This window comes from Xanthomonas bonasiae, from assembly GCF_017163705.1.
In the GTDB taxonomy this organism is placed as follows: domain Bacteria; phylum Pseudomonadota; class Gammaproteobacteria; order Xanthomonadales; family Xanthomonadaceae; genus Xanthomonas_A; species Xanthomonas_A bonasiae.
Genome location: NZ_JAFIWB010000007.1, coordinates 167,930 through 191,358, shown reverse-complemented (window position 1 = coordinate 191,358; position 23,429 = coordinate 167,930). Strand labels below are relative to the sequence as shown.

The window sequence follows — 23,429 nt, the reverse complement described above, 5'->3', positions numbered from 1 at the left end:
GCCCCCCGCGGGGGCGCGCCTTTTATTTGCGGAGAGCCAAGGTAAAACTTCTTCGCGAAATTCATGGGTGCTCTCATGAAACAATTCCTAAATATTTTATATTTTTGCCAATCCATGGAATTTTTTGAGATAGGAGCAAAATATGCTGCCGGTAGTCTCATGTCCGGGCATTTGGTGTTAAGTTCTGATAATAACGTGATTTTGTCGTTTAAGTGCCCGGCATGTTGTTTGGAATTTAAAAAACCTACGGCAAGGAGTTGGCTAATGAAGATCTCGCAAAAGTATCTCGGAATTATTTTGGTGGCGGCATCTTTTAGTTCGCAGGCGGGGGCTATAACCGATAAGGTAGATGATATATTCGTTCAGTGCGCCAGTTGTGAGGCGACAAAAAATAACGACTCAACCATGGGGTATATTCAGATTGCGCTAAGCGCCTACGCGTCGGCAGCTAGCAGTAACGGCTGGGGCCCCGTGGCAATTGGCAACGAGATCCAGATCGAGAGATACACGCAGAATCCCGCCGGTTACGCCTTGGTTGATCATTATTACAAGATAAAAAATCTTCCAGTGCAGTCATTTAGCGATCTTGTGGATGAGGGGTTTACCAGGGACAATGACGTTGATGCCTTGTCTGCAAGAGCTGTAGCACTGGCGTCTATGAGGGGCGATTTGGTCAGCTTTGTTGAAAGTTTTGCTGACGCGGGGAAAGTGACAACGATAAATGCGTTTTTTCCGCATGATTGAGCGGGGTTAATGTATCTGCATGCCGCTTCCGGCTAGGGGGTGGCATGTTTTATATTTCTGTTTTCCATCTTTAAACATTCATCGCAAGCCTGATCGCAGCGATCGCGCATGGTGATTCTGCCGACAGATACCCGGGACTCGCACTTGCAGCCGATCGAACACAGGGCACCTGGCCGAGGGCATCGACGAACCTGCAGGTGACATAGCCAACCGCACCAGACGACGCAACGCGCCGCAACGGAGCCCGCATCCATGAAACACGCCGATCTTCGCCACTATGTCCGCGTCTACGACGCCGCGCTGGATGCGGGCTTCTGCAGCCAGCTGGTCGCGCAGTTCGAACACGCGTCGGCGCAGCACCGCCACAATGGTGCCGGTGCGCGTGCCGGCCTGGACGACAGCGCCTGGACCGAACTCAACGTGACCCGCGCGGCCGATCCGGCCTTCCAGGGATTCTTCATCGAACAGGTGCGCGCGGCGCTGGCGCGCTACAACGCCGATCTCGGCCTGTCCGCAGCGGTGCCGTGGCGCCCGCGCCTGGCCGACCTGCGGATCAAGCGCTACCGCGCCAGCGCCGGCGAGCGCTTCCAGCCGCATTTCGACGCCTGCGACGAGGAGACCGGCCGCTACCTGGTGCTGCTGTGGTATCTCAACGACGTGGCCGAGGGCGGGCAGACCCGCTTCGTCGACCTGGACCTGGAGGTCGCGCCGCGCGCCGGGCGCCTGCTGATGTTCCCGCCGTACTGGATGTACATGCACGCCGCCCTGCCGCCGCGCAGCGGCGACAAGTACATCCTCTCCACCTACCTGGAATTCACCGCCAAGCCGGCGCCGCCACAGGGCTGAGCCGGCAGCGGCGGGGCGTGCGCGGATCAGCCCGCGCCGTGCAGGTGTTCGAACAGGATGGTGCTGCCGATCGCGATCAGCAGCGCGCCGCCGACGATCTCCGCGCGCTTGCCGGCCAGGGTGCCGAGCACGCGGCCGAGCATGATGCCCAGGGTCACCATGGTCAGCGTGCACAGGCCGATGACCACCGCGACCTCGGCGATGTTGACGTCGAGGAAGGCCAGGCCGACGCCCACCGCCATCGCGTCGATGCTGGTGGCCAGGCCGGTCGCGGCCAGGTTCCAGAAGCCGTGGCGCTTGGGCGCTTCGGCGGCAACCTCGGGCGCCTCGGGCTTGAGCCCGGCGACGATCATGTGCACGCCGAGCGCGCCGAGCAGGCCGAACGCGATCCAGTGGTCGAACGACACCACGTACTTGGAAGCGGCCTGGCCGAGCGCCCAGCCCAGCACGGGGGTCAGCGCCTCGATGCAGCCGAAGATCAGGCCGGCGCGCAGTGCGTCGCGCCACAGCGGTTTGCGCATGGCCGCGCCCTTGCCGACCGCCGCGGCGAAGGCGTCGGTGGACATGGCGATGCCGAGCAACAGAATCGAAAGAAACGACATGTGGGGGACCACGCCGGGGCAGAAGACGAACGACGAGCGCGCGCGCCCGGCTTTCGCCACGCAAGCTCGCCGCTGGTCTCGCCAACCGAGATGGTTGCCCGCACCACGGCGCAACGGCCGAGTGTGTTGATGCGGGCGCTGTCCGGATACGCGGGACAGCAGGCTACTCCCCAAGGGACGCGCAGTCTAACAGCGGCGAATGCCGACGAATACGCTTCGAACGCACGCGAACCTGCAGCTTTTTTTCTTAGCAGCGGCTATATGTGCGGAATGCCGACGGCGCCACGGCATCGGTGCGCCGAAGGCGATCTGGGAAGCGATCCGGTGCGCAGCAGGAAGCACCGGGTATGCAGGCGATGGCCTGTGATGCGCGAACAGCGGTCGCGGCTGAAGCCGCTCCTGCAGGGCTACGTCGAGGTCCGATGCCATCCCCTGTAGGAGCGGCTTCAGCCGCGACCGAAAACCTCCAGGGCCGCTACAGCCCGTGGAGTGCGCTGCGAGTGCCGCGATATGGAAACCCCGCCTGCAAGTGCAGCCGCACCGGACTCGCGCGCAGCGACCAAGCCACGCCACGCCGCGGTGAACCTTGGCGCACGCATCCGCCAGAACCCAGTGCGCTCAGTCCTCTTCCAGCGGCAGCACGATGGCGTCGCTGTCGATGGCCAGCTTGCCGGCCATCAGCACCGCCTGGGTGCGGTTGGTGACGCCGAGCTTGCGCAGGATCGCGGTGACGTGGGCCTTGATGGTGGCTTCGGACACGCCCAGGTCGTAGGCGATCTGCTTGTTGAGGCGGCCGGCGCCGAGCATCTGCAGCACGCGGAACTGCTGCGGGGTCAGTTCGCGCAGGCGCTGGCCGACCTCGCGCTCGGCGCGGTCGGTGGGCGGCAGGTTGTGCGCCTCCGGCGGTGCCCAGCGCTCGCCGTCCAGCACCGTGCTCAGGGCCAGGCCGATGGTGTCCGAATCGGCCGACTTGGGAATGAAGCCGAACGCGCCGTGGTCCAGCGCGCGGCGCATCACCGTCGGTTCCTCGCGCGCGGACACCACCACCACCGGCAACTGCGGATGCAGCGCGCGCATGTGCACCAGCGCGCTGAACCCCTGCGCGCCGGGCATGTTGAGATCCATCAGCAACAGGTCGGCATCGGCGTGATGGTCGGCCAGCGCGTACAACGCCTCGACGCTGTCGGCCTCGTACAGCTGCACCCCCGGCATCACCCGCTGCACCGCCCCGCGCAGCGCCTCGCGGAACAGGGGGTGGTCGTCGGCGATCAGCAGGGTGGGCATGGGGCGGGGATTCGGGAGTCGGGATTGGGGATTCGCAACAGCAACAGCGGGGTGTGGCTGCGTCAGTGAGATTGGACGTGGGCAGGGGATCGCTTTGGCGAATCCCCAATCCCGACTCCCGAATCCCGGCTGGCGCGCATCAGCGCGTCAGTCGTTCGTTAACAAGCGAATCGACCACCGACGGATCGGCCAGGGTCGAGGTATCGCCGAGCTGGTCGGGCGCGTTCTCGGCGATCTTGCGCAGGATGCGGCGCATGATCTTGCCCGAGCGGGTCTTGGGCAGGCCCGGCGCCCATTGCAGATGGTCGGGCGCGGCGATCGGGCCGATCTCCTTGCGGACCCAGGCCACCAGTTCCTTGTGCAGGGCGTCGCTCGGCTGCTCGTCCGCCACCAGGGTCACGTAGGCGTAGATGCCCTGGCCCTTGATGTCGTGCGGGAAGCCGACCACCGCGGCCTCGGCCACCTTCGGATGCGAGACCAGCGCGCTCTCCACCTCGGCGGTGCCGATGCGGTGGCCGGAGACGTTGATGACGTCGTCCACGCGGCCGGTGATCCAGTAGTAGCCGTCTTCGTCGCGGCGGCAACCGTCGCCGGTGAAGTAGCTGCCCGGGTAGGTGCGGAAATAGGTGTCGATGAAGCGCTGGTGGTCGCCGTAGACGGTGCGCATCTGCCCCGGCCACGAGTCGCGCAACACCAGGTTGCCTTCGGTGGCGCCTTCCAGAAGTTCGCCGTCGGCGTTGACCAGGGCCGGCTGCACGCCGAAGAACGGCAGCGTCGCCGAGCCGGGCTTGAGGTCGATCGCGCCGGCCAGCGGGGTGATCAGGATGCCGCCGGTCTCGGTCTGCCACCAGGTGTCCACGATCGGGCAGCGGCCGTCGCCGACCACATCGTAGTACCAGCGCCAGGCCTCGGGATTGATCGGCTCGCCGACGCTGCCGAGCAGGCGCAGCGACGCGCGCGAGGTGCGCTTGACCGGCGCCTCGCCCTCGCGCATCAGCGCGCGGATCGCGGTCGGTGCGGTGTAGAAGATCGTGACCTTGTGCTTGTCGATGACGTCCCAGAAGCGCGACACGTTCGGGTAGTTGGGCACGCCTTCGAACATCAGCGCGGTGGCGCCGTTGGCCAGCGGTCCGTAGACGATGTAGCTGTGGCCGGTGACCCAGCCGACGTCGGCGGTGCACCAGTAGATGTCGTCCTCGCGCAGGTCGAACACGGTCTCGTGGGTGTAGGCCGCGTACAGCAGGTAGCCGGCGGTGGTGTGCAGCACGCCCTTGGGCTTGCCGGTGGAGCCGGAGGTGTAGAGGATGAACAGCGGATCCTCGGCGTTCATGCGCTCGGGTTCGCACTCGGCCGGCTGGCTGTCGACCACGTCGTGGAACCAGCGGTCGCGCGGGGCCTGCATGTCCACCGCGCCGCCGGTGTGGCGCACCACCAGCACGGTTTCCACGGTGGTGGTGCCGGGCAGCTTCAGCGCCGCATCGACGTTGGCCTTGAGCGGGATCTTCTTGCCGCCGCGCAGGCCCTCGTCGGCGGTGATGATCAGCTTGCTGCCGCAGTCGATCACCCGGTCGGCGATCGAGTTGGGCGCGAAACCGCCGAACACCACCGAGTGGATCGCGCCGATGCGCGCGCAGGCCAGCATCGCCACCGCCGCATCGGGAATCATCGGCAGGTAGATGGTGACGCGGTCGCCCTTCTTGACCCCGAGCGCGCGCAGCGCATTGCCCAGGCGGCAGACGCGTTCGTACAGCTCGCGGTAGCTGACGGGGTAGGACGGCGCGTCCGCGCTGTCCGGCTCGAACAGCAGCGCGGTCTTGTCGCCGCGGGTGGCCAGCTGCCGGTCCAGGCAGTTGACGCTGGCGTTGAGCTCGCCGTCGTCGAACCAGCGGATATGGAAATCGTCCAGGGCGAAGTTCACGTCCTTGATCCGGGTCGGCTTCTTGAACCAGTCCAGGCGCTCGGCGGCCTGGCCCCAGAACGCCTCCGGCTGTTCCACCGATTGCCGGTACAGGGTCTGGTACTGGGTCTTGTCGACCCGTGCCCGGGCGGCGAACTGCGGATCGACGGGGTAGATATCAGCCATGGTGCCCTCTGCAATGAACGGGGCGCCGCATGCGGCGGCGCGTCATGGCGCAGTTTGCCGCATTCACCGTTAAGCGCGCACGCGCCGGGCTTTAGACGATGGTCGTAAACCCAGCCCCCGTTCGACTAATGGCCAATAGGCGCGACCGGCCGCGGCGCGCACTGTGCACCCAGCCGTGCCTGCGCGCGGCGGACATCCATTATTCGGGAGGGAGTAATGAGCAACCGCATCGCATCCTTGGCACGGCGCCCGTTGGCCGCCGCGCTGTTCGTCGCGCTGATCGCCCCGGGCGCGGCCTTCGCCCAGAGCGGCAAGACCCCGTCGGCGCGCGAACAGGCGCTGGAAGCCCGCGTGGCCGAACTGGAGCGCCAGGTCCAGCTGCTGCTGTCCTCGCAGCAACAGCAGCAGGGCCAGATCGCGCAGGCGCAGAGCGAGGTCGCCGCCGTGAAGTCGAGCCAGGTCGCGCCACCGGCGGTGCCGGCCGGCAAGGCGCCGATCCAGGTGACCACGATCACCCCCGGCGCCGCACCCGGCACCACGTTCAAGGTCGGCGGCTTCATCAAGGCCGATTTCCTGGCCACCCGCACCGGCGACGGCCAGCTCGCCGACGATGCCACCGGCCGCGCGCTGTACCTGCCCGGGCAGACGCCGGTCGGCGGCGGCAAGTCCGGTACCGACTACAACGCGCACGCCAAGTTCTCGCGGATCAACTTCGGCGTGGACAGCGTCACCGACGCCGGCAACAAGGCCGGTGCGCTGGTGGAGCTGGATTTCTTCGGCAATTCGCTGGGTACCCAGACCGCCACCAACACCTACGGCGCCACCCTGCGCCACGCCTACATGTACTGGAACCACTGGCTGGCCGGCCAGACCTGGTCGAACTTCATGGACCCGGCGGCGCTGCCGGAAGCGGCAGACTTCATCGGTCCCACCGACGGCGTGATCTTCGTGCGCCAGGCGCAGGTGCGCTACACCAACGGTGGCTTCAGCGTCGCCTTGGAGAACCCGGAAACCACCATCTACAACCGCAGCGCGACCGGCGTGATCACCAGCGCCAGCTCCGACCGCGGCGCGCTGCCGGACCTGACCGTGCGCTACGGCTGGAAGGGCGACTGGGGCAGCTTCGGCATCGGCGGCCTGCTCGGCCAGCAGAAGGTGGACAACCGCGCCACCGGCGCCGACGCCAGCAAGGTCTCCGGCGGGCTGACCCTGGGCGGCAAGTGGGTGGCGGGAGACAGCGACAGCCTGTTCTACCAGCTCAGCGGCGGCGAAGGCATCGGCCGCTACGTCGGCCTGGGCATCGCCCAGAACGCGGTCTACGACGCGGCCGACCGCGACCTGGACACGGTCGGCGTGGTCGCCGGCTACATCGGCTGGCGCCACGCGTTCTCGCCGAAGTTGCGCACCAACCTGATCTACGCGCGCAGCGACTACGACAACGACACCGCGCTGACCGGGCTGGGCGTGACCAAGAGCGTGCAGAGCATCCGCGGCAACATCTTCTACACGCCGATGCCCAAGGTCGATGTCGGCGCCGAGCTGATGTACGGCAAGCGCGAGATCGAAAGCGGCGCCAAGGGCGACATCACCCGCCTGCAGTTCACCACCAAGTACAGCTTCTGAGGCTGCGGCGGCGCGGCGCCCGGGAGGGCGCGCCGCGCTGCCGCGGACTCGCCAAGCACCCGCGACGGACCGCGCCACCCGACCATCCTGACCGCCACCGCCACACCACCCGCTTCGGAGGGGAAGCTTCCTATGTCCAGCACCGCCATCAACCCGTCGGGTCAGCCCCTGACCAAGGGCCACAAGAAGGTCATCTTCGCCTCCAGCCTTGGCACCGTCTTCGAGTGGTACGACTTCTACCTGTACGGCTCGCTCGCCGCGATCATCGCCAAGCAGTTCTTCAGCGGGGTCAACGAGACCACCGGCATGATCTTCGCGCTGCTGGCCTTCGCCGCCGGCTTCTTCGTGCGCCCGTTCGGCGCCGCGTTCTTCGGCAGCCTGGGCGACCGCATCGGCCGCAAGTACACGTTCCTGGTCACCATCCTGATCATGGGCATCTCCACCTTCCTGGTCGGCGTGCTGCCCAACTACGCCAGCATCGGCGTGGCCGCGCCGGTGATCCTGATCGTGCTGCGGCTGGCCCAGGGCCTGGCGATGGGCGGCGAATACGGCGGCGCGGCGACCTACGTCGCCGAACACGCGCCGCCGGGCAAGCGCGGCCTGTACACCAGCTTCATCCAGACCACCGCCACGCTGGGCCTGTTCCTGTCGCTGCTGGTGATCCTGGTGTGCCGCCTGACCCTGGGCACCGAGGCGTTCGAGGCCTGGGGCTGGCGCATCCCGTTCCTGGGCTCGATCATCCTGCTCGGCGTGTCGGTGTGGATCCGCCTGCAGCTGAGCGAATCGCCGCTGTTCCAGCAGATGAAGGCCGAGGGCAAGGGTTCCAAGCAACCGTTCCGCGACAGCCTCAAGGACGGCAACTTCAAGCTGATGCTGATCGTGCTGCTCGGCGCCACCGCCGGCCAGGCCGTGGTCTGGTACGGCGGCCAGTTCTACGCGCTGTTCTTCCTGCAGAGCACGCTCAAGGTCGATCCGACCGTGTCCTACCTGCTGATCGCCGCGGCGCTGGCGCTGGCCACCCCGTTCTTCCTGTTCTTCGGCTGGCTGTCGGACAAGATCGGGCGCAAGAAGATCATCATGCTCGGCTGCCTGCTGGCGGCGGTGACCTACATGCCGCTGTTCAAGGGCATCACCCACTTCGCCAACCCGGCGGTGGAGGAGGCGCGCAGCAAGTCGCCGGCGCAGGTGCTGGCCGATCCGGCCACCTGCAGCTTCCAGTTCGATCCGGTGGGCGTGCGCAAGTTCACCAGCTCCTGCGACGTGGCCACCGCCGCGTTGACCAAGGCCGGCGTGCCGTACGAAGTGCAGCCGGCCGCGCCGGGTTCGCTGGCGCAGGTGCGCATCGGCGGTAGCCAGGTCGCGTCCTACGAGGCGGCCGGCCTGAGCAAGGCCGACGCCAAGCCCAAGGCCGATGCCTTCGGCAAGGAGCTCAAGGGCGCGCTGACCGCGGCCGGCTATCCGGAGAAGGCCGATACCGCGCGCATCAACATCCCGATGACGATCCTGCTGCTGTGGGTGCTGGTGCTGTACGTGACCATGGTCTACGGCCCGATCGCCGCGTTCCTGGTCGAGTTGTTCCCGACCCGCATCCGCTACACCTCGATGTCGCTGCCGTATCACATCGGCAACGGCTGGTTCGGCGGCTTCCTGCCGGCGATCTCCTTCGCCCTGGTGGCCGGTACCGGCAACATCTACTACGGCCTGTGGTATCCCATCGGCGTCGCGTTGATGACGCTGGTGCTGGGCACGCTGTTCCTGCGCGAAACCCGCAACGTGGACATCACCAAGTAAGCGCACTCGCCCTTGCGCTGGATGCGTCCGGCACTGCGACGCCGGCCTAGTGCCGGCGTCGTCGTTTGCGCGGCATGCCAGCGGCGCTGGAACCGACGGCGGCGGCAGGCGATTACCATGCGCGCTGGACACACAGGCAGACCGCCGCATGCGCTACCGCTGGATCCTGTTCGACGCCGACGACACGCTGTTCCGCTTCGATGCCTATGCCGGCCTGCAGCGCATGTTCGCCGGCTACGGCGTGGCCTTCGCCGAGCAGGACTACGCCGACTACACCGCGCTCAACCGGCCGTTGTGGGTGGAGTACCAGAACGGCGCGATCACCGCGCTGCAGCTGCAGCAGCGCCGCTTCGCGGGCTGGGCGCAGCGCCTGCAGACCGCGCCGGAGACCTTGAACGATGCGTTCCTGGCGGCGATGGCCGAACTGTGCGCGCCGCTGGACGGCGCGGTGGCGCTGCTCGACGCGCTGCGCGGGCGCGCGCGGCTGGGGCTGGTCACCAACGGCTTCACCGCGCTGCAGCAGGCGCGGCTGCTGCGCACCGGCCTGCACGACCGGTTCGAGGTCGTCGCCATTTCCGAGCAGATCGGCGTGGCCAAGCCGCACCCGGGCATCTTTGCGCACGCGCTGGCGCAGTTGGGCGATCCGCCGCGCGCGCAGGTGCTGATGGTCGGCGACAACCCGCACGCCGACATCGCCGGCGGCCTGGCCGCGGGACTGCACACCTGCTGGATCAACGCGCACGGCCTGCCGGCGCCCGAGGGCATCGTGCCGCATTACGAAGTGGCGACGCTGGCGCAGCTGCAGGATTTGCTGCTCGAAGCGACATGACCGCCCGTCGCGCCGCCGCGCGCCCTCGCTGACGCGCACTCTGCACGCCGCCGCGCCCCTTCGCCGCCGCGCACCCTGTAGGAGCGGCTTCAGCCGCGACACACCGGTCGGCGCAGGCTATGCGTGCTGAGGGAGGAATCGAAACGCTTGCAGGATGGTCGATGGCAGGCATCCGACGCCGTCGGGGCAAGGCCCCGTCTGCACGGCGGCGGCGCACCGGTCGGCCCGTTGTGGGAGCGACTTCAGTCGCGACGCGGCAAACCCTCGGTCACCCGCCAAGCGCGCTCCGGCATGGCCGCTACCATGGCCGGCCGACGCCACGCCACCGCCTGTCCTGCATCGCCCGCATCGGAGCCAGGTGCCGCATCGTATAGTGCGCGCATGTCCATTTCCGACCCCACTTCGAGCGCCACCGACACGCCGCTTGCCGACCTGCCGGTCACCCTGCAGCGGCTGCGCGCGGCCTGGCAGGCGGCCAAGCCCGACCGGGCGCAACGCCGAGACGACCTGCAGCGGCTGCGCGCGGCGCTGAAGCGGCGCCTGCCGGAGATGGCCGATGCCATCGCCGCCGATTTCGGCCATCGCTCGCGCCACGAATCGCTGCTCGCCGACGGCATGACCGTGCTCGGCGAAATCGATCACCTGCTGCGCCACCTCAAGCGCTGGATGCGGCCGCAGCGCGTCGGCGCCGGTTGGCGGCTGTGGCCGGCGCGCGCCGAAGTGCGGCCGGTGCCGGTCGGCGTGGTCGGGGTGATCGCGCCATGGAACTACCCGGTCAACCTGGCGCTGATCCCGCTGGCCACCGCGATCGCCGCCGGCAACCACGTCTACCTGAAGCCGTCCGAGCACACCCCGCGCACCGCACAGTTCCTGCAGTCGCTGCTGGCCGAGGTGTTCCCGCCGCAACGGGTGGCGGTGGCGCTGGGCGCGGCCGAGGTGGCCGGCGCCTTCGCCGCGCTGCCGCTGGACCATCTGGTGTTCACCGGCTCCACCGCGGTCGGGCGCAAGGTGATGGCGGCCGCCGCGCCGAACCTGACCCCGCTGACCCTGGAACTGGGCGGCAAATCGCCGGCCATCGTCTGCGCCGACTACCCGCTTGAGCAGGCCGCCTCGCGCCTGGCCACCGGCAAATGGTTCAACGCCGGGCAGACCTGCATCGCCCCGGACTACGTGCTGATCGATGCCGGCCGCAGCGCGGCGCTGGTACAGGCGCTGCGCGCGCAGGTGCTGGCGCGCTACGGCGACTTCGCCGCGGCCGACGACTACACCCGCATCGTCAACGAGGGCCAGTACCGGCGACTGCGCGGCTACCTGGACGACGCGCGCGCGCGCGGCCTGGAAGTCGTGGAACTGGCCAGCATCGAACCCGAGCGCGCCGAGCGCGAGCGCCTGATCGTGCCGACCGTGGTGCTGCAGCCCGGCGACGATGCGCTGCTGATGCAGGAAGAGATCTTCGGCCCGATCCTGCCGCTGCGCAGCTACCGCACGCTGGACGAGGCGATCGCGCTGGTCAACGGCCGCGACCGGCCGCTGGCGCTGTATCCCTTCAGCCACGACCGTGCGCAGGTGGAGGCGATCCTGCACGCCACCGTCGCCGGCGGCGTCACCGTCAACGACAGCCTGCTGCACTTCGCCGCCAACGCCTTGCCGTTCGGCGGCATCGGCCCCAGCGGCATGGGCGCCTACCACGGCCGCGCCGGCTTCGATGCCTTCAGCAAGGCGCTGCCGATCCTGTGGCAGTCGCGCCGGGCGGCCAGCGACTGGCTCAAGCCGCCGTACGCCCGAATCGCGCGGCTGGTCGATCTGCTGCTGCGCTGATCGACCAGGCCAGGACGCGCCTGCGGCGGCCACGGCCGCTTCGAACCCTGGACGCACACCGCGACGCGCGCGCCGTGGCGCAGGCGCGTGCGCGAGGCCGCCCGCCGTAGACAACGGCGGCGGCAAGCGCCAAGCGCAGCGGGCTGCCGTGGCGTCGTCGTGCGCCGGCAATAATTAATTCATAGTTAGTAATTAGATTCTGCCCCCGACGCCACCGCCGATCACGGTCGGCTTCGGCCTCTGCGCGGCCCATTGCCGCGTTCGGAGCGCGCAGCAAGCGAGTCCGCCGCAGCGTCGACCTGCAGGCGCTCGTCCACCCTTGGCGCCACTTCTTTCCAACTGGGACAGAGACTGATGAACACCAACCTCGTGCAACATCCGCTGGCGCGCGCCTGCCGCGTACTGGCGGCGCTGGCCACCCTGGCCGCCGCGCCGCAACTGGCGCTGGCGTCCTGCAGCGACAGCGTCGAAACCAAGATGAGCCACATCATGTTCAAGGACGGCGGCGGCAACAGCGTCGTGCTGGCGCACCGCGGCCTGTGGGGCAAGTATTCGGGCATCGGCGACATGCCGGAGAATTCGCGCGGCGCGCTGCAGACCGCCAACGACCAATGCATGGACGGCGTCGAACTGGACATCAAGATGACCAGCGACGGCGTGCCGGTGGTCCTGCACGACTACAACCTGGGCCGCACCACGAACGTGTGGACCGCGTTCCGCGGCGGCACCGAGTACAACCCGGCCAACAACACCGGCACCAACCCGGCGGTGAGCACGGTGCCGTGGTCCACGGTGAGCAAGCTGTTCCTGCTCACGCCCGACCGCCGCACCACCACCGGCTACCACGTGCCGCGCGTGGACGAGCTGTTCGCCTACTACAAGCAGCACAACCTGAAGACGCCGATGGTGTTCGACATCAAGGACGCCGCCTCGGTGCGCGCGGTGAACCGCGCCGCCGACGCCGCATTCTCGGTCGCCGAAGGCAACTACGTCGCCGCCAAGGTCAACGCGACGCTGTATCCGACCCGCGCCGCGTACCGCGCTGACGGCAACGGCATGATCGGCATCCCGGTGTTCACCACCAACATGCTGACCAAGATCGACGTCGCCAATTCGATCCTAGCCTGGATCACCGAGCGCAAGTCGATGGAGGTCAACGTCAAGCAGCTCGGCGGCCTGCTGCAGAAGGATGCAGACGCCGTGCGCGAGTCCGGGGTCCGGGTCGGCGTGTTCCAGGCGATCCCCGACGGTCCCGGCGGCGGGCAGTTCTACAACAATACCGGCGCCTGCTGCTATCGCCTGTCGGACCTGTATTTCTCCTACTCCGGCGGCCGCGATACCGCGGACAACCGTGGCGACCTCAACTACATCGTCAACCAGCAAGCCTTCGACCTGATCACCACCGACGATCCGAAGACCGCGATGGCCTACCTGCGCGCACGCGGCAAGCACGACTGAGCCGTTGTGTTCGACCGGCCGGCCCGGACGGGCCGGCCGTTTCCGAAGACGGCGCGCCCGCGCCGTCCGCTACGCCATTCCAGGAACCGACCATGTCCCTTTCCCTCGCCAAGCGCGGCGCCGCCGTCGCCTGCCTGCTTGCGGCCTGTCATCTTGCTGCCGCGTCCGCCGCCGCTGCCGATCGCCCCGGCGCCGATCCGGTGGTGCTGCGTGTCGGTGCCTCGCGCTTCACCGCCAGCGAATACCGTGCGCTGGCCGGCAACGGCGCGCCGACCACTGCCGGCATCGACGATCCGCAGGCCGTGCGCCGGTTCGCCGACCGCGTGATCCTGCTCGAGCAGGCCAGGCAGCACCATCTCGAACGCGATCCGGTGGTCGCCGCGCGCCTGCGCCAGGCCGCCGACGCGATCCTGGCCGAATCGGCGATGGCCGCGCTGGCCAGCAGCGCACGCATCGACGCGGCGCAGCTGCAGCAACAGTTCGAGGCCCATCCCGGCGACTACGACGAATACCAGCTGAGCCACATCTTCGTGGCCTTGCATCCGCAATCCGACGCGCGCCGCGGTCACGACCTGTCCGAGGCGCAGGCGCTGCAGCGGGCCGACGCGCTCAGGCGGCAACTCGACGCCGGCACCGACTTCGCCGCGCTGGCGGCGCGCGAGTCCGACGACGGCAGTACCGCGATGGACGGCGGCCGGCTTTCATCGACGTTCGGCCGCTACCTGGCCGACCCGTTCGTCGCCCCGGTGCAGCGGCTGGCGGTGAACCAGGTATCGGCGCCGGTGCGTGGCCCCGACGGCTATCACCTGATCCGGCTGGACGCCAAGACCGAGGCGCGCTTCGATGCGGTGCGCGGGCAGATCGAGGTGCAGCTGCGTGAACAGGCGGCGGCGCAGGCGCTGCAGCAATTGCGCCAGGCCCATCCGCTGAGCTTCGACCGTGCGGCGTATGCCGCCACGGCCCACTGAGCCGGCATGGACACGCGCGCACGCACGCCTCCGTCGACAGCTGGGTTGCGTGGTCGCCCGCTGGTTGCCGCAGCGGCGTTGTCGTGCGCGGCACTGGCGATCGCGCTGCTGCGGCCGCAGGCGCCGGCCGCAAGCACCGGCGCCGCGCGGTCGCGCACGGAAGCTGCGATGACGCGAGCGCTGCCGGAGGCGCCGCGGGCCGCCGTCGCGGCAACGGCCACGCCGCCTTCGGCCTGGACCGCGGGCGTGGACGCGCAGCGCATGTACGCCATCGCCATGCAGTACGACGCGTGCCGGCAGCGCGCGCAGGCGCCGCCGCCCAGCGCGGTGTTGCCGCCCGGGATCGACGAGATGGACCGCGCGGCGGCCGCGGCGCAACGCGACGCCGAACGCCAGCGCCGCGACGCCTGCGCCGGCATCGGCCGTGCGCAGTACGCGCAGATCGACACGATCCTGCGCAGCGCCGCCGCGCAGGGCGACGCGGATGCGCAGCGCAGCTTGCTGGCGCGGCGCATCCGCAGCCTGCTCGACCGCGCCGGCGCCGGCCAGCGGCCCGGCGAACGGATTGCGCTGTCGGCGGCCGACGTGCGCGAGGCCGAGGCCGTCGTCGCCGAGCTGGAAACGCTGGCGCTGCGCGGCGACCGGCCCTCGATCGAGGAACTGGCGCAGGTGTTGGAGTCGCCGATCCCGGCCATCGCCGATCCGGCCTATGCGGCGGCTTGGCGGCTGGCGGCGCGGCAGGCGCCGGGACAGCCGTTCCCACCGTCGGAACGGCTGCTGGGCGGCGAGGAACTGCTCGACGCGCTGGACCCGGCGCAGCGGCAGCAGGCGCTGGCCCTGGCCCCGGACCTGTACGCGCAGTGCTGCGCGCGCCGCTGAGCGGACGCCGCCGCGGCCGCGCCGGATTGGCCGTCGCGGCGGGCAGCGGTCAGAATACCGGCCGGCTGCCCCGACATGGATTCTCCCCTTGAAGATCGCCTCCTGGAACGTCAACTCGCTCAACGTGCGCCTGCCGCACCTGCAACAGTGGCTGGAGGCGTTCGCGCCGGACGTGGTCGGCATCCAGGAAACCAAGCTGGAAGACCACAAGTTCCCGGACGCGGCGCTGGCCGCGGCCGGCTACCGCAGCGTGTTCGCCGGGCAGAAGACCTACAACGGCGTGGCGATCCTGTCGCGCACGCCGGCCAGCGACGTGCAGATCGGTGTGCCCGGCCTGGACGACGAGCAGAAGCGGGTCATCGCCGCCACCGTCGGCGACCTGCGCATCGTCAACCTGTACGTGGTCAACGGCCAGGACGTGGGCACCGACAAGTACGCCTACAAGCTGCGCTGGCTCGAGGCGGTGCACGACTGGCTCGCCGCCGAACTGCAGCGCCACCCGCGCATGGTGGTGCTGGGCGATTTCAACATCGCCCCGGACGCGCGCGACGTGCACGATCCGCTCGTGTGGAGCGACAACCACATCCTCACCTCCACCGCCGAGCGCGGCGCGCTGCACAAGCTGCAGGCGCTGGGCCTGCACGACGGCTTCCGCCTGCACCACGACGACGGCGGCATCTTCAGCTGGTGGGATTACCGCCAGGCCGGCTTCCGCCGCGACCTCGGCCTGCGCATCGACCTGACCCTGGTCTCCGACGCGCTGAAGGCGCAGACGCGCGCGGCCGGCATCGACCGCGAACCGCGGACCTGGGACCGCCCCAGCGACCACGCGCCGGCCTGGATCGAACTGGGGGAGGGCGGCGCGTGAACGAACGTCATCCGCGCCGCTGGATCGACAAGGTCGGCGACACCGCGATCGCGCCGCTGCACCGGCTCAGCTGCCACTGCGGCGCGGTGCAGATCGACCTGGAACTGCCGCACGGCATCGTCGATCCGCGCCGCTGCAACTGTTCGCTGTGCCGCCGCCGCGGCGCGATCGTCGCCTCGGTGCCGCTGGCCGCGCTGCACGTGCGCGAGGGGGCCGACGCGCTGCGCCTGTACCGCTTCAACACCCATACCGCGCAACATTATTTCTGCGGCGTGTGCGGGATCTACACGCATCATCAGCGCCGCTCCGATCCCAGCGAATACGGCTACAACGTCGGCTGCCTGGACGGCGTGGATCCGTATGCGCTGGCCATCGCGGTGCCGGTCAGCGACGGCGTGCATCATCCCGCCGACCGCGTCGCCCGGTGAGCGGCGCCGCAAAAGCAAACGCCCGGCGGACCGGGCGTTTGCACACACCTGCGGGGGCGTTTGCGCTTAGCGCGCGCGGCCGCGGGTGAACAGGTTGACGATGGCCAGCAGGATCACCGCGCCGATCAACGAGTACAGGAACGTCCACAGCGTGATCGCCTGGTTGATGCCGCCGCCGAACAACCAGCCGGCGATCAACGCGCCGACGATGCCGACGACGATATTCAGGATGATGCCCTGCTGTGCGTCACGGCGCATGATGATGCTGGCCAGCCAGCCCACGATGCCGCCGACGATCAACCAGATGATGATGCCCATGGGTAAGACTCCTCGGTTCTGCCCGCACCGGGAGCGGTGTGGCGTGCGCCATTTAAGGAGCGCTGCCGTGAAGCGCCCGTGTACCCAGGCATGGCTGGCGCAGCGGCCATTGTGCTATGTGGGCGTCGCGTGAGCGAGCCTGCCGAAGCGCCGTTGCGCCCGGATCCCCCCGATTGGCGGTTCGGTCCGGTGGCGCTGTGGCTGCGCACGCATCCGCCGCGCACGCCCGGCGAGGCGCAGGCGCGGCGGCTGCTGTCCGTCGAGCTGGCCACGCCGGAGGCGCAACTGCCGCTGCGCCGCGACGAACGCGGCCGGCCATGGCTGCATGCGCCGTTGGCGCATGTCGGCACCGGCTGGAGCCACAGTGGCGACTATCTGCTGGTGGCAATCGGCGCGCATACGCGGCTAGGCGTGGACATCGAACACCAGCGCGCGCGGCCGCGGTTGCTGGAGTTGGCGCAGCGTTTCTTCCATCCCGACGAGGTCGCGGCGTTGCAGGCGCTGGCCGAGCCGGCGCGCGAGGCATGGTTCTTCCGACTGTGGTGCGCCAAGGAAGCGTTGCTGAAGGCGCACGGGCACGGGCTGTCGTTCGGGCTGCACCGGCTGCGCTTCGCCGAAGACGGCGCAGGCGTGCTGCAACTGGCCTGGTGCGACCCGGCGCTGGGTGAGGCCGCGCGCTGGCGGGTGCACGAGTGGGTGCCGGTGCCGGGCTATCGCGCCGCGCTGGCCTGGTATCCGCTCGCGTCGGCGTAGGCGCCGCCCGGCCCCTGTAGGAGCGGCTTCAGCCGCGACAGGCAGCACGGGTGCAGGGAGTGCCTGTCGCGGCTGAAGCCGCTCCTACAAGGAAGCGGCAGCGAGGCGGGTGCGTCCGCCGCCGCGGTTCACGCCTCCACCGCGCCGGCGCGGCCGTCCTCGACCACGAAGCGCTTCAGCGTGGACACCGTGGCCAGGCGGTCGCTGCGCTCGGAAATGGCCTGCAGCCGGGTCTCCATCCGCGCCTGGCTCAGCGACACCGACACGTAGCCGCGCTGGCGGCCCTCGAAATAGCGCACGTGCGGGTTGTTCGGCAGCATCTGCACGATCGCCTCCGACGGCGGGCCGTTGGAGGTCACCGAGGTGCCGACGAATTCGGTGGCCAGGGTCTGCGATTGCGGATCGGCGGCATCGGCCTTCAGGTCGGTGACCCAGTAGGAATGGATGTCGCCGCCCCAGAACACTGGGTTGCGCAGCTTGCTGTCGGCGATCGCGCGCAGCATGCGCTCGCGTGTGGCCGGATAGCCGTCCCAGCCGTCGGTCCAGTGGCCGAGGTGGCCGTCCTTGGGATCGCGCTGCACGAGCGGCGCGACCAGCAGATCCTGTGCGATCACGTTCCAGCGCGCGCTCGAGCGGGCGAAGCCGGCGTGCAGCCAGCGTTCCTGCGCCGCGCCGAGCATGCTGCGCGACGGGTCGTCGATGTCGGTGCAGTCGGCCGCTGAGACATGCCCGCCGCGCCAGCCGTTGGGCAGGATGCACGGCTGCTCGTTGCGGTACTGGCGGCCGTCGAGCACGAAGAAGCGCGCCAGCGCGCCATAGTCCAGCGCGCGATACAGGCGCATGTTCGCGCCGCGCGGGCGGTGTTGCGCGCGCAGCGGGAAGTGCTCGTACATCGCCTGGTAGGCGGCGGCGCGGCGGCGCAGGAACTGCGCGGTGGGGATCTTCGGATCCTGCGACCAGCGGTTGGCGTAGTCGTTCTGCACCTCGTGGTCGTCCCAGGTCGCCACGCAGGCGGCCGTGGCGTGCAGCGCCTGCAGGTCCGGGTCGGTGCGGTACAGCGCATAGCGGTTGCGGTAGCCGGCCAGATCCAGGCAGTCGCCACTGCCGTGCGGGCGCACGACCTGCGCGGCGGCCTCGCCCTTGATGCTGTACTCGTAGATGTAATCGCCGAGGAAGAACACCACGTCCGGCTGCTCGGCGGCCAGGTGCCGGTAGGCGCTGAAATAGCCCTGTTCCCAGTGCGAGCAGGAGACGAAGCCGAAGCGCGCCTCGGCCAGGCTGCCCGGCGCCGGGGCGGTGCGTGCGCAGCCCAGCGGACTCTGCGCGCCCAGCGCTTCGAACCGGTACCAGTACGGCCGGCCCGGCTGCAGTCCGCTCACTTCCACGTGCACCGAGTGGCCCCAGCGCGGATGCGCCGTCGCCACGCCGCGCTGCACCACCTGCGCCATGCCCGGGTCGGTGGCCACGCTCCAGCGCACCGGTACCGCCTCGCGCAGGCCGCCCAGGCCGTCGGCCGCCAGCGGCTGCGGCGCGAGCCGGGTCCACAGCACCATGCCGTCGGCCAGCGGATCGCCGGCGGCCACGCCCAGGGTGAACGGATCGTCGAACCCGCGCGCCCGCGCGAACGGGCTCAGCAGCGGCGTGGCGACGAGCAGGCCCAGCCCGGCCAGGACCCGGCGCCGGCCATGATCGGGTGGGGCACCGGTGTTGGCCGATGGGGTTTTCTGGAGATCCGACATGCCGCTGCACCACGACTGCAATGAACCGCTGCGCAGCATAGGCCGCGACGATGTCGGCTACATGGCGGTGACGGTGGCGGCACCTGCGATAATCGGGCGATGAACGACGCCTCTCTTCCCGACTCCGTCCGCGCCGCGCTCGACCAGGGCCTGCGCGCGCAAGGCCTGGACGCCGCCGCGCTGGCGCCGCCGCTGCTGGCCTACCTGGCGCTGCTGGCGCGCTGGAACCGCACCTACAACCTCACCGCGGTCCGCGATCCGCACGAGATGGTGACCCGCCACCTGCTCGATTCGCTGGCGATGCAGCCGTTCGTGGAAGCAGGCACGCTGGCCGACCTGGGCACCGGCCCGGGGCTGCCCGGCATCCCGCTGGCGATCGCGCGGCCGCAGCTGCAGGTGACCCTGGTCGAGAGCAACGGCAAGAAGGCGCGGTTCCTGCGCGAGGCGGTGCGCCAGCTGCGCCTGGACAACGCGCGCGTGGCCGAGTCGCGCGCCGAGGCCGTGGACGAACCCGGCGCCTACGATTTCCTGACCGCGCGCGCGCTGGACACGCTGGCCGGCATCGTCGCCGTCGGCGGCCATTTGCTGCGCCCGGGCGGGCGGCTGCTGGCGATGAAGGGCGTGCGCCCGGACGAGGAGATCGCCGCGCTGCCACCGGGCTGGGTGGCGCAGGCGGTGCACCCGCTGCAGGTGCCGGGGCTGGGCGCGGACCGCCACCTGGTGGTGGTCGAGCGCGGCTGAGCCGCCGGGCGGGGCCGGCGCGCCGACGCCGATTTCCGCCCCGGGGGGGTGTGCCCGCATAATGCCCGGTCCCACCCATCGCCGACGAGGCTCCCGCATGGCCCGCATCATCGCCATCGCCAACCAGAAAGGCGGCGTCGGCAAGACCACCACGGCGGTCAACCTGGCGGCGGCGCTCGCGCGCCAGCCGCAGCGCGTGCTGCTGGTGGACCTGGATTCGCAGGGCAACGCGACGATGGGCAGCGGCATCGACAAGCGCGAGCTGGCCGCGTCCACCTGCGACGTGCTGCTGGGCGAAAGCAGCGCCGCGCAGATCCGGGTGACCGCGCCGGAAGGCTTCGACCTGCTGCCCGGCAACATCGACCTGACCGCCGCCGAGATCCAGCTGATGGACCAGCCGGCGCGCGAGCAGCGGCTGAAGACCGCACTGGCGCCGCTGCGCGAGGAGTACGACTTCATCCTGATCGACTGCCCGCCGGCGCTGTCGCTGCTGACCCTGAACGCGCTGACCGCCGCCGACTCGATCATCGTGCCGATGCAGTGCGAGTACTACGCGCTGGAAGGGCTGACCGCGCTGCTGGAGACCATCGAAGCGCTGCGCGCCAACCTCAATCCGACGCTGGAGATCGAAGGCGTGCTGCGCACCATGTTCGACGTGCGCAACAACCTGGCCAACGCGGTGTCGGCGGAGCTGACCAACCACTTCGGCGACAAGGTGTTCCGCACCATCGTGCCGCGCAACGTGCGCCTGGCCGAGGCGCCCAGCCATGGCCAGAGCATCGTCGGCTACGACCGCACTTCGCGCGGCGGCGTGGCTTACCTGGGCCTGGCCGGCGAGATCGTGCGCCGTCGTAACGAACGCAACAGGCCCGCCCCGGCCATGGAGACCTACTGATGACCGCCAAGCCCCCCGCCCTCGGAGCGAAGAAGCGCGGCCTGGGCCGTGGCCTGGAAGCGCTGCTGGGACCGAAGGGCGGCGCGGCCGCGCCGGCGCCCAACGACGCAGCGCAGCCCGGCGAGAGCCTGCGCCAGTTGCCGGTCGGGCAGCTGCAGCCGGGCAAGTACCAGCCGCGCCAGGAAATGGACGAGGGCAAGCTGCAGGAGCTGGCCGAGTCGATCAAGGCGCAGGGCGTGATCCAGCCGATCGTCGCGCGCGAACTGGCGCCGGGCAAGTTCGAGATCGTCGCCGGCGAACGCCGCTGGCGCGCCTCGCAGCTGGCCGGGCTGAGCGAAGTGCCGGTGGTGGTGCGCGAGCTCGACGACCGCACCGTCATCGCCATGGCGCTGATCGAGAACATCCAGCGCGAGGACCTCAACCCGCTGGAGGAAGCGCAGGCGCTGCAGCGGCTGATCGACGAATTCGCGCTGACCCACGCCGAGGCGGCCGAAGCGGTGGGCCGCTCGCGCGCCTCGGTGTCCAACCTGCTGCGCCTGCTGGAGCTGCCGCCGGCGATCCGCGCGCTGCTCGAGGCCGGGCGCCTGGAAATGGGCCATGCGCGCGCGCTGCTGACGCTGTCGCCGGACCTGGCCAGCCGCCTGGCCTCCGACGCCGCCGACCAGGGCTGGTCGGTGCGCGAGGTCGAGCACCGCGCGCAGCAGTTCGCCGCCGGCAAGGTGCCCAGCAACCGCAAGGCCAAGCCCGGCCGCGTCGCCCCGCAGGCCGATATCGCCTCGCTGGAGACCGAGCTGTCCGAATCGCTGGGCACCAAGGTCGCCATCGCCCACGGCCGCGGCGGCAAGGGCAAGCTGGTGATCCACTACACCGACCTGGACACGCTCGACGGCGTGCTGGAGCGGCTGCGCGGCAAGGTCGGCTGAGCGCCGCTGCGCTCAGCCTGGCGCCCGAGTGAGCGACGCATGAGTTCCGAGTCCTCCGCCGACATCGTCAGCCTCAGCGGCACCCCGATCCTGCGCCACGGCGAGGCCAGCGCGTGGCAGCCGGCGCAGGGCGAGATGTGCCTGGAACAGATCAGCGAGCACATCGAGGCGCACCTGGGTCCGGTGGCGACGGTCTTCCACGAGATCGTGTCCGATACCGTGCACATCGACGTGCACCTGGTCGCCCCGAGCGCGGACTTCCCGTTCGCGCGCCTGGTCACCTCGGGCATGAGCGATCTGCCGATGACCCTGCCCGAGGGCGTGGCGGCGCCGCGGTACCTGGAACTGGTGATGACCCTGCCGGGCGACTGGCGGCTGCAGCAGGACGCGTTTGACGACGAACGCTGGTACTGGCCGATCCGCCTGCTCAAGGGTCTTGCGCGGCTGCCGCACAAGCACGCCACCTGGCTGGGCTGGGGGCATACCGTGCCCAATGGCGATCCGGCCGAGCCGTATGCGGCGAACACCGCGCTCGACGGCGCGATCGTGCTGCCGTCTGTCACTGTGCCTGACGGCTTCGAGGAACTGGCCGTGGACGCCGACAAGACCATCCACTTCCTGGCGGTGGTGCCGCTGTATCCCGAGGAGATGGCGCTGAAGCTGCGCGAGGGCAGCGATGCGCTGCTGGACAGGTTCGCCGCGCACGAGATCAGCGACATCGTCGATCCGCAGCGTCGCAACGTGGTGCGCAAGCGGCGCTGGTGGCAGCGATGACGGTCCTGGTCACCGGCGCGGCCGGCTTCGTCGGCGCCTACACCTGCCGTGCGCTGGCCGCGCGCGGCGAGACGGTGGTGGGGCTGGACAACTACAACGACTACTACGACCCGCAGCTCAAGCGCGACCGCGTCGCCGCGCTGTGTCCGCAGGCCGATATCCGCCGGCTCGACCTCACCGACCGCGACGGCCTGACCGCGCTGTTCGACGAAATCCGTCCCGAGCGCGTGGTGCACCTGGCCGCGCAGGCGGGGGTGCGCTATTCGCTGCAGAACCCGTACGCCTACGTCGACAGCAACCTGGTCGGCTTCGTCAACGTGCTGGAACTGTGCCGGCACCGCGGCGTGCAGCACCTGGCCTACGCGTCGAGCAGCTCGGTGTACGGCGATTCGGCGACGCCGCCGTTTTCCGAAGACCAGCGCATCGACCAGCCGCGCTCGCTGTACGCGGCGACCAAGGCCGCCAACGAGCTGATGGCCTACACCTATGCGCAGCTGTACGGCCTGCGCGCCACCGGCCTGCGCTTCTTCACCGTGTACGGGCCGTGGGGCCGGCCGGACATGGCGCCGCTGCTGTTCAGCCGCGCGGTGCTGGCCGGGCGCCCGATCGAGGTGTTCAACCACGGGCGCATGCGCCGCGACTTCACCTTCGTCGCCGACATCGTCGCCGGCGTGCTCGGCGCGCTCGACCACCCGTCGACGGACGCGGTGCCGCACCGCGTGTTCAACCTGGGCAACCACACCCCGGTCGAACTGGAGCGCTTCATCGGCGTGATCGAGGCCGCCGCCGGCCGCGCCGCCGAGAAGGTCTACAAGCCGATGCAGCCCGGCGACATGGTCGAGACGATGGCCGATACTGCGCGCGCCCACGCCGCGTTCGGCTTCGATCCGAGCACCCCGATCGAGGTCGGGCTGCCGCAGGTGGTGCAGTGGTGCCGCGAGTATTTCGGTGCCGCGGCCTGACGCTTCAGCCCCGGGTCACCGGCCCGGGGCACAATGCGCGGTCTTTTTGCGGCGTTGCCGCCGTTCCCCGCGTTCCCCCATTGCGTTGCCGTCGAGCCTAATC

The 23,429-nt window shown here is 69.5% G+C and carries 22 protein-coding genes and 1 riboswitch; of the genes, 17 read left to right on the top strand and 5 right to left on the bottom strand.

The genetic code is table 11. The features are described 5' to 3' along the window. Window positions 1–264: 264 nt before the first annotated feature. Both JR064_RS09675 and JR064_RS09670 read left to right on the top strand, forming a co-directional pair. Complete coding sequence (locus tag JR064_RS09675; RefSeq protein WP_206229585.1) at window positions 265–744, top strand: hypothetical protein; 480 nt, start codon at window positions 265–267, stop codon at window positions 742–744. Window positions 745–996: 252 nt separating this feature from the next. Further along, window positions 997–1,590 carry a 2OG-Fe(II) oxygenase gene (locus tag JR064_RS09670; protein WP_206229584.1) on the top strand — a complete coding sequence of 198 codons (594 nt, stop codon included), beginning with the start codon at window positions 997–999 and terminating at the stop codon, window positions 1,588–1,590. 26 nt (window positions 1,591–1,616) lie between these two features. On the opposite strand, the gene JR064_RS09665 is transcribed toward JR064_RS09670, so the two are convergent. From JR064_RS09665 to acs, 3 genes are all read right to left on the bottom strand, one after another. Then, complete coding sequence (locus JR064_RS09665; protein ID WP_191826076.1) at window positions 1,617–2,192, bottom strand: manganese efflux pump MntP; 576 nt, start codon at window positions 2,190–2,192, stop codon at window positions 1,617–1,619. 6 nt (window positions 2,193–2,198) lie between these two features. Further along, a riboswitch (yybP-ykoY riboswitch) is annotated at window positions 2,199–2,366 on the bottom strand. Window positions 2,367–2,810: 444 nt separating this feature from the next. Beyond that, a complete protein-coding gene (locus JR064_RS09660) occupies window positions 2,811–3,476 on the bottom strand; it encodes a response regulator transcription factor (protein WP_179570029.1) in 666 nt (221 codons plus the stop codon). Between the two features lie 139 nt (window positions 3,477–3,615). Next, entirely contained in the window at window positions 3,616–5,559 is a 1,944-nt protein-coding gene (gene acs / locus JR064_RS09655; RefSeq protein ID WP_206229583.1) for an acetate--CoA ligase, read from the bottom strand. Between the two features lie 216 nt (window positions 5,560–5,775). Between acs and JR064_RS09650 the strand changes: the two genes are divergently transcribed. The 9 genes from JR064_RS09650 to JR064_RS09610 all read left to right on the top strand — a co-directional run bounded on the left by JR064_RS09650 (window position 5,776) and on the right by JR064_RS09610 (window position 16,221). Further along, window positions 5,776–7,182 carry a DcaP family trimeric outer membrane transporter gene (locus tag JR064_RS09650; protein WP_179570025.1) on the top strand — a complete coding sequence of 469 codons (1,407 nt, stop codon included), beginning with the start codon at window positions 5,776–5,778 and terminating at the stop codon, window positions 7,180–7,182. A gap of 132 nt (window positions 7,183–7,314) precedes the next feature. Further along, window positions 7,315–8,973, top strand: coding sequence for an MFS transporter (locus JR064_RS09645; RefSeq protein WP_206229582.1), 1,659 nt, complete (start codon window positions 7,315–7,317; stop codon window positions 8,971–8,973). A gap of 148 nt (window positions 8,974–9,121) precedes the next feature. Next, window positions 9,122–9,802, top strand: coding sequence for a pyrimidine 5'-nucleotidase (yjjG, locus tag JR064_RS09640; RefSeq protein ID WP_206229581.1), 681 nt, complete (start codon window positions 9,122–9,124; stop codon window positions 9,800–9,802). Between the two features lie 381 nt (window positions 9,803–10,183). Next, window positions 10,184–11,620: a coniferyl aldehyde dehydrogenase gene (locus JR064_RS09635; protein WP_206229580.1), complete on the top strand. Its 1,437-nt coding sequence runs from the start codon at window positions 10,184–10,186 to the stop codon at window positions 11,618–11,620. A gap of 444 nt (window positions 11,621–12,064) precedes the next feature. Beyond that, window positions 12,065–13,078 (top strand): glycerophosphodiester phosphodiesterase family protein, encoded by a 1,014-nt coding sequence (locus tag JR064_RS09630; protein WP_206229593.1) that lies wholly within the window; start codon window positions 12,065–12,067, stop codon window positions 13,076–13,078. A 92-nt stretch (window positions 13,079–13,170) separates the two neighbouring features. Next, complete coding sequence (locus tag JR064_RS09625) at window positions 13,171–14,046, top strand: peptidylprolyl isomerase (protein WP_206229579.1); 876 nt, start codon at window positions 13,171–13,173, stop codon at window positions 14,044–14,046. Window positions 14,047–14,214: 168 nt separating this feature from the next. Next, a complete protein-coding gene (locus JR064_RS09620) occupies window positions 14,215–14,925 on the top strand; it encodes a hypothetical protein (RefSeq protein ID WP_206229578.1) in 711 nt (236 codons plus the stop codon). Window positions 14,926–15,013: 88 nt separating this feature from the next. After that, on the top strand, window positions 15,014–15,793 hold the full coding sequence (gene xth / locus JR064_RS09615) for an exodeoxyribonuclease III (protein ID WP_206229577.1): 780 nt from the start codon (window positions 15,014–15,016) through the stop codon (window positions 15,791–15,793). Continuing rightward, on the top strand, window positions 15,790–16,221 hold the full coding sequence (locus tag JR064_RS09610) for a GFA family protein (RefSeq protein WP_191826067.1): 432 nt from the start codon (window positions 15,790–15,792) through the stop codon (window positions 16,219–16,221). The genes xth and JR064_RS09610 overlap by 4 nt, the downstream gene beginning before the upstream one ends. Window positions 16,222–16,287: 66 nt before the next feature. Here the strand turns inward: JR064_RS09610 and JR064_RS09605 are convergent, their stop codons facing one another. Beyond that, entirely contained in the window at window positions 16,288–16,539 is a 252-nt protein-coding gene (locus JR064_RS09605) for a GlsB/YeaQ/YmgE family stress response membrane protein (RefSeq protein ID WP_003466992.1), read from the bottom strand. A gap of 129 nt (window positions 16,540–16,668) precedes the next feature. Here JR064_RS09605 and JR064_RS09600 point away from each other — a divergent pair, with 129 nt between their 5' ends. Further along, window positions 16,669–17,292, top strand: coding sequence for a 4'-phosphopantetheinyl transferase superfamily protein (locus JR064_RS09600; protein ID WP_206229576.1), 624 nt, complete (start codon window positions 16,669–16,671; stop codon window positions 17,290–17,292). A gap of 128 nt (window positions 17,293–17,420) precedes the next feature. Here JR064_RS09600 and JR064_RS09595 read toward each other — a convergent pair whose 3' ends face one another. Further along, window positions 17,421–19,031: an alkaline phosphatase D family protein gene (locus JR064_RS09595; RefSeq protein WP_206229575.1), complete on the bottom strand. Its 1,611-nt coding sequence runs from the start codon at window positions 19,029–19,031 to the stop codon at window positions 17,421–17,423. Window positions 19,032–19,130: 99 nt separating this feature from the next. On the opposite strand from JR064_RS09595, the gene rsmG reads away from it, so the two are divergent. From rsmG to JR064_RS09570, 5 genes are all read left to right on the top strand, one after another. Then, a complete protein-coding gene (gene rsmG / locus JR064_RS09590; RefSeq protein ID WP_206229574.1) occupies window positions 19,131–19,772 on the top strand; it encodes a 16S rRNA (guanine(527)-N(7))-methyltransferase RsmG in 642 nt (213 codons plus the stop codon). Between the two features lie 97 nt (window positions 19,773–19,869). Continuing rightward, the gene (locus JR064_RS09585; RefSeq protein ID WP_179570003.1) at window positions 19,870–20,667 is read left to right on the top strand and encodes a ParA family protein; all 798 of its coding nucleotides are present in this window, start codon (window positions 19,870–19,872) and stop codon (window positions 20,665–20,667) included. Then, window positions 20,667–21,590 (top strand): ParB/RepB/Spo0J family partition protein, encoded by a 924-nt coding sequence (locus tag JR064_RS09580; RefSeq protein ID WP_206229573.1) that lies wholly within the window; start codon window positions 20,667–20,669, stop codon window positions 21,588–21,590. The genes JR064_RS09585 and JR064_RS09580 overlap by 1 nt, the downstream gene beginning before the upstream one ends. Window positions 21,591–21,629: 39 nt before the next feature. Further along, on the top strand, window positions 21,630–22,364 hold the full coding sequence (locus JR064_RS09575) for a suppressor of fused domain protein (RefSeq protein ID WP_179569999.1): 735 nt from the start codon (window positions 21,630–21,632) through the stop codon (window positions 22,362–22,364). Further along, window positions 22,361–23,326, top strand: coding sequence for an NAD-dependent epimerase/dehydratase family protein (locus JR064_RS09570; protein WP_206229572.1), 966 nt, complete (start codon window positions 22,361–22,363; stop codon window positions 23,324–23,326). The genes JR064_RS09575 and JR064_RS09570 overlap by 4 nt, the downstream gene beginning before the upstream one ends. Window positions 23,327–23,429: the final 103 nt, after the last annotated feature.

What these genes read in the sequence shown, in the direction of transcription:
- JR064_RS09675 (WP_206229585.1), top strand. Translation starts at nt 265, where the DNA reads ATGAAGATCTCGCAAAAGTATCTCGGAATTATTTTGGTGGCGGCATCT.
- JR064_RS09670 (WP_206229584.1), top strand. Translation starts at nt 997, where the DNA reads ATGAAACACGCCGATCTTCGCCACTATGTCCGCGTCTACGACGCCGCG.
- JR064_RS09665 (WP_191826076.1), bottom strand. Translation starts at nt 2,192, where the DNA reads ATGTCGTTTCTTTCGATTCTGTTGCTCGGCATCGCCATGTCCACCGAC.
- JR064_RS09660 (WP_179570029.1), bottom strand. Translation starts at nt 3,476, where the DNA reads ATGCCCACCCTGCTGATCGCCGACGACCACCCCCTGTTCCGCGAGGCG.
- acs (WP_206229583.1), bottom strand. Translation starts at nt 5,559, where the DNA reads ATGGCTGATATCTACCCCGTCGATCCGCAGTTCGCCGCCCGGGCACGG.
- JR064_RS09650 (WP_179570025.1), top strand. Translation starts at nt 5,776, where the DNA reads ATGAGCAACCGCATCGCATCCTTGGCACGGCGCCCGTTGGCCGCCGCG.
- JR064_RS09645 (WP_206229582.1), top strand. Translation starts at nt 7,315, where the DNA reads ATGTCCAGCACCGCCATCAACCCGTCGGGTCAGCCCCTGACCAAGGGC.
- yjjG (WP_206229581.1), top strand. Translation starts at nt 9,122, where the DNA reads ATGCGCTACCGCTGGATCCTGTTCGACGCCGACGACACGCTGTTCCGC.
- JR064_RS09635 (WP_206229580.1), top strand. Translation starts at nt 10,184, where the DNA reads ATGTCCATTTCCGACCCCACTTCGAGCGCCACCGACACGCCGCTTGCC.
- JR064_RS09625 (WP_206229579.1), top strand. Translation starts at nt 13,171, where the DNA reads ATGTCCCTTTCCCTCGCCAAGCGCGGCGCCGCCGTCGCCTGCCTGCTT.
- JR064_RS09620 (WP_206229578.1), top strand. Translation starts at nt 14,215, where the DNA reads ATGACGCGAGCGCTGCCGGAGGCGCCGCGGGCCGCCGTCGCGGCAACG.
- JR064_RS09605 (WP_003466992.1), bottom strand. Translation starts at nt 16,539, where the DNA reads ATGGGCATCATCATCTGGTTGATCGTCGGCGGCATCGTGGGCTGGCTG.
- JR064_RS09595 (WP_206229575.1), bottom strand. Translation starts at nt 19,031, where the DNA reads ATGTCGGATCTCCAGAAAACCCCATCGGCCAACACCGGTGCCCCACCC.
- rsmG (WP_206229574.1), top strand. Translation starts at nt 19,131, where the DNA reads ATGAACGACGCCTCTCTTCCCGACTCCGTCCGCGCCGCGCTCGACCAG.
- JR064_RS09585 (WP_179570003.1), top strand. Translation starts at nt 19,870, where the DNA reads ATGGCCCGCATCATCGCCATCGCCAACCAGAAAGGCGGCGTCGGCAAG.
- JR064_RS09580 (WP_206229573.1), top strand. Translation starts at nt 20,667, where the DNA reads ATGACCGCCAAGCCCCCCGCCCTCGGAGCGAAGAAGCGCGGCCTGGGC.
- JR064_RS09575 (WP_179569999.1), top strand. Translation starts at nt 21,630, where the DNA reads ATGAGTTCCGAGTCCTCCGCCGACATCGTCAGCCTCAGCGGCACCCCG.
- JR064_RS09570 (WP_206229572.1), top strand. Translation starts at nt 22,361, where the DNA reads ATGACGGTCCTGGTCACCGGCGCGGCCGGCTTCGTCGGCGCCTACACC.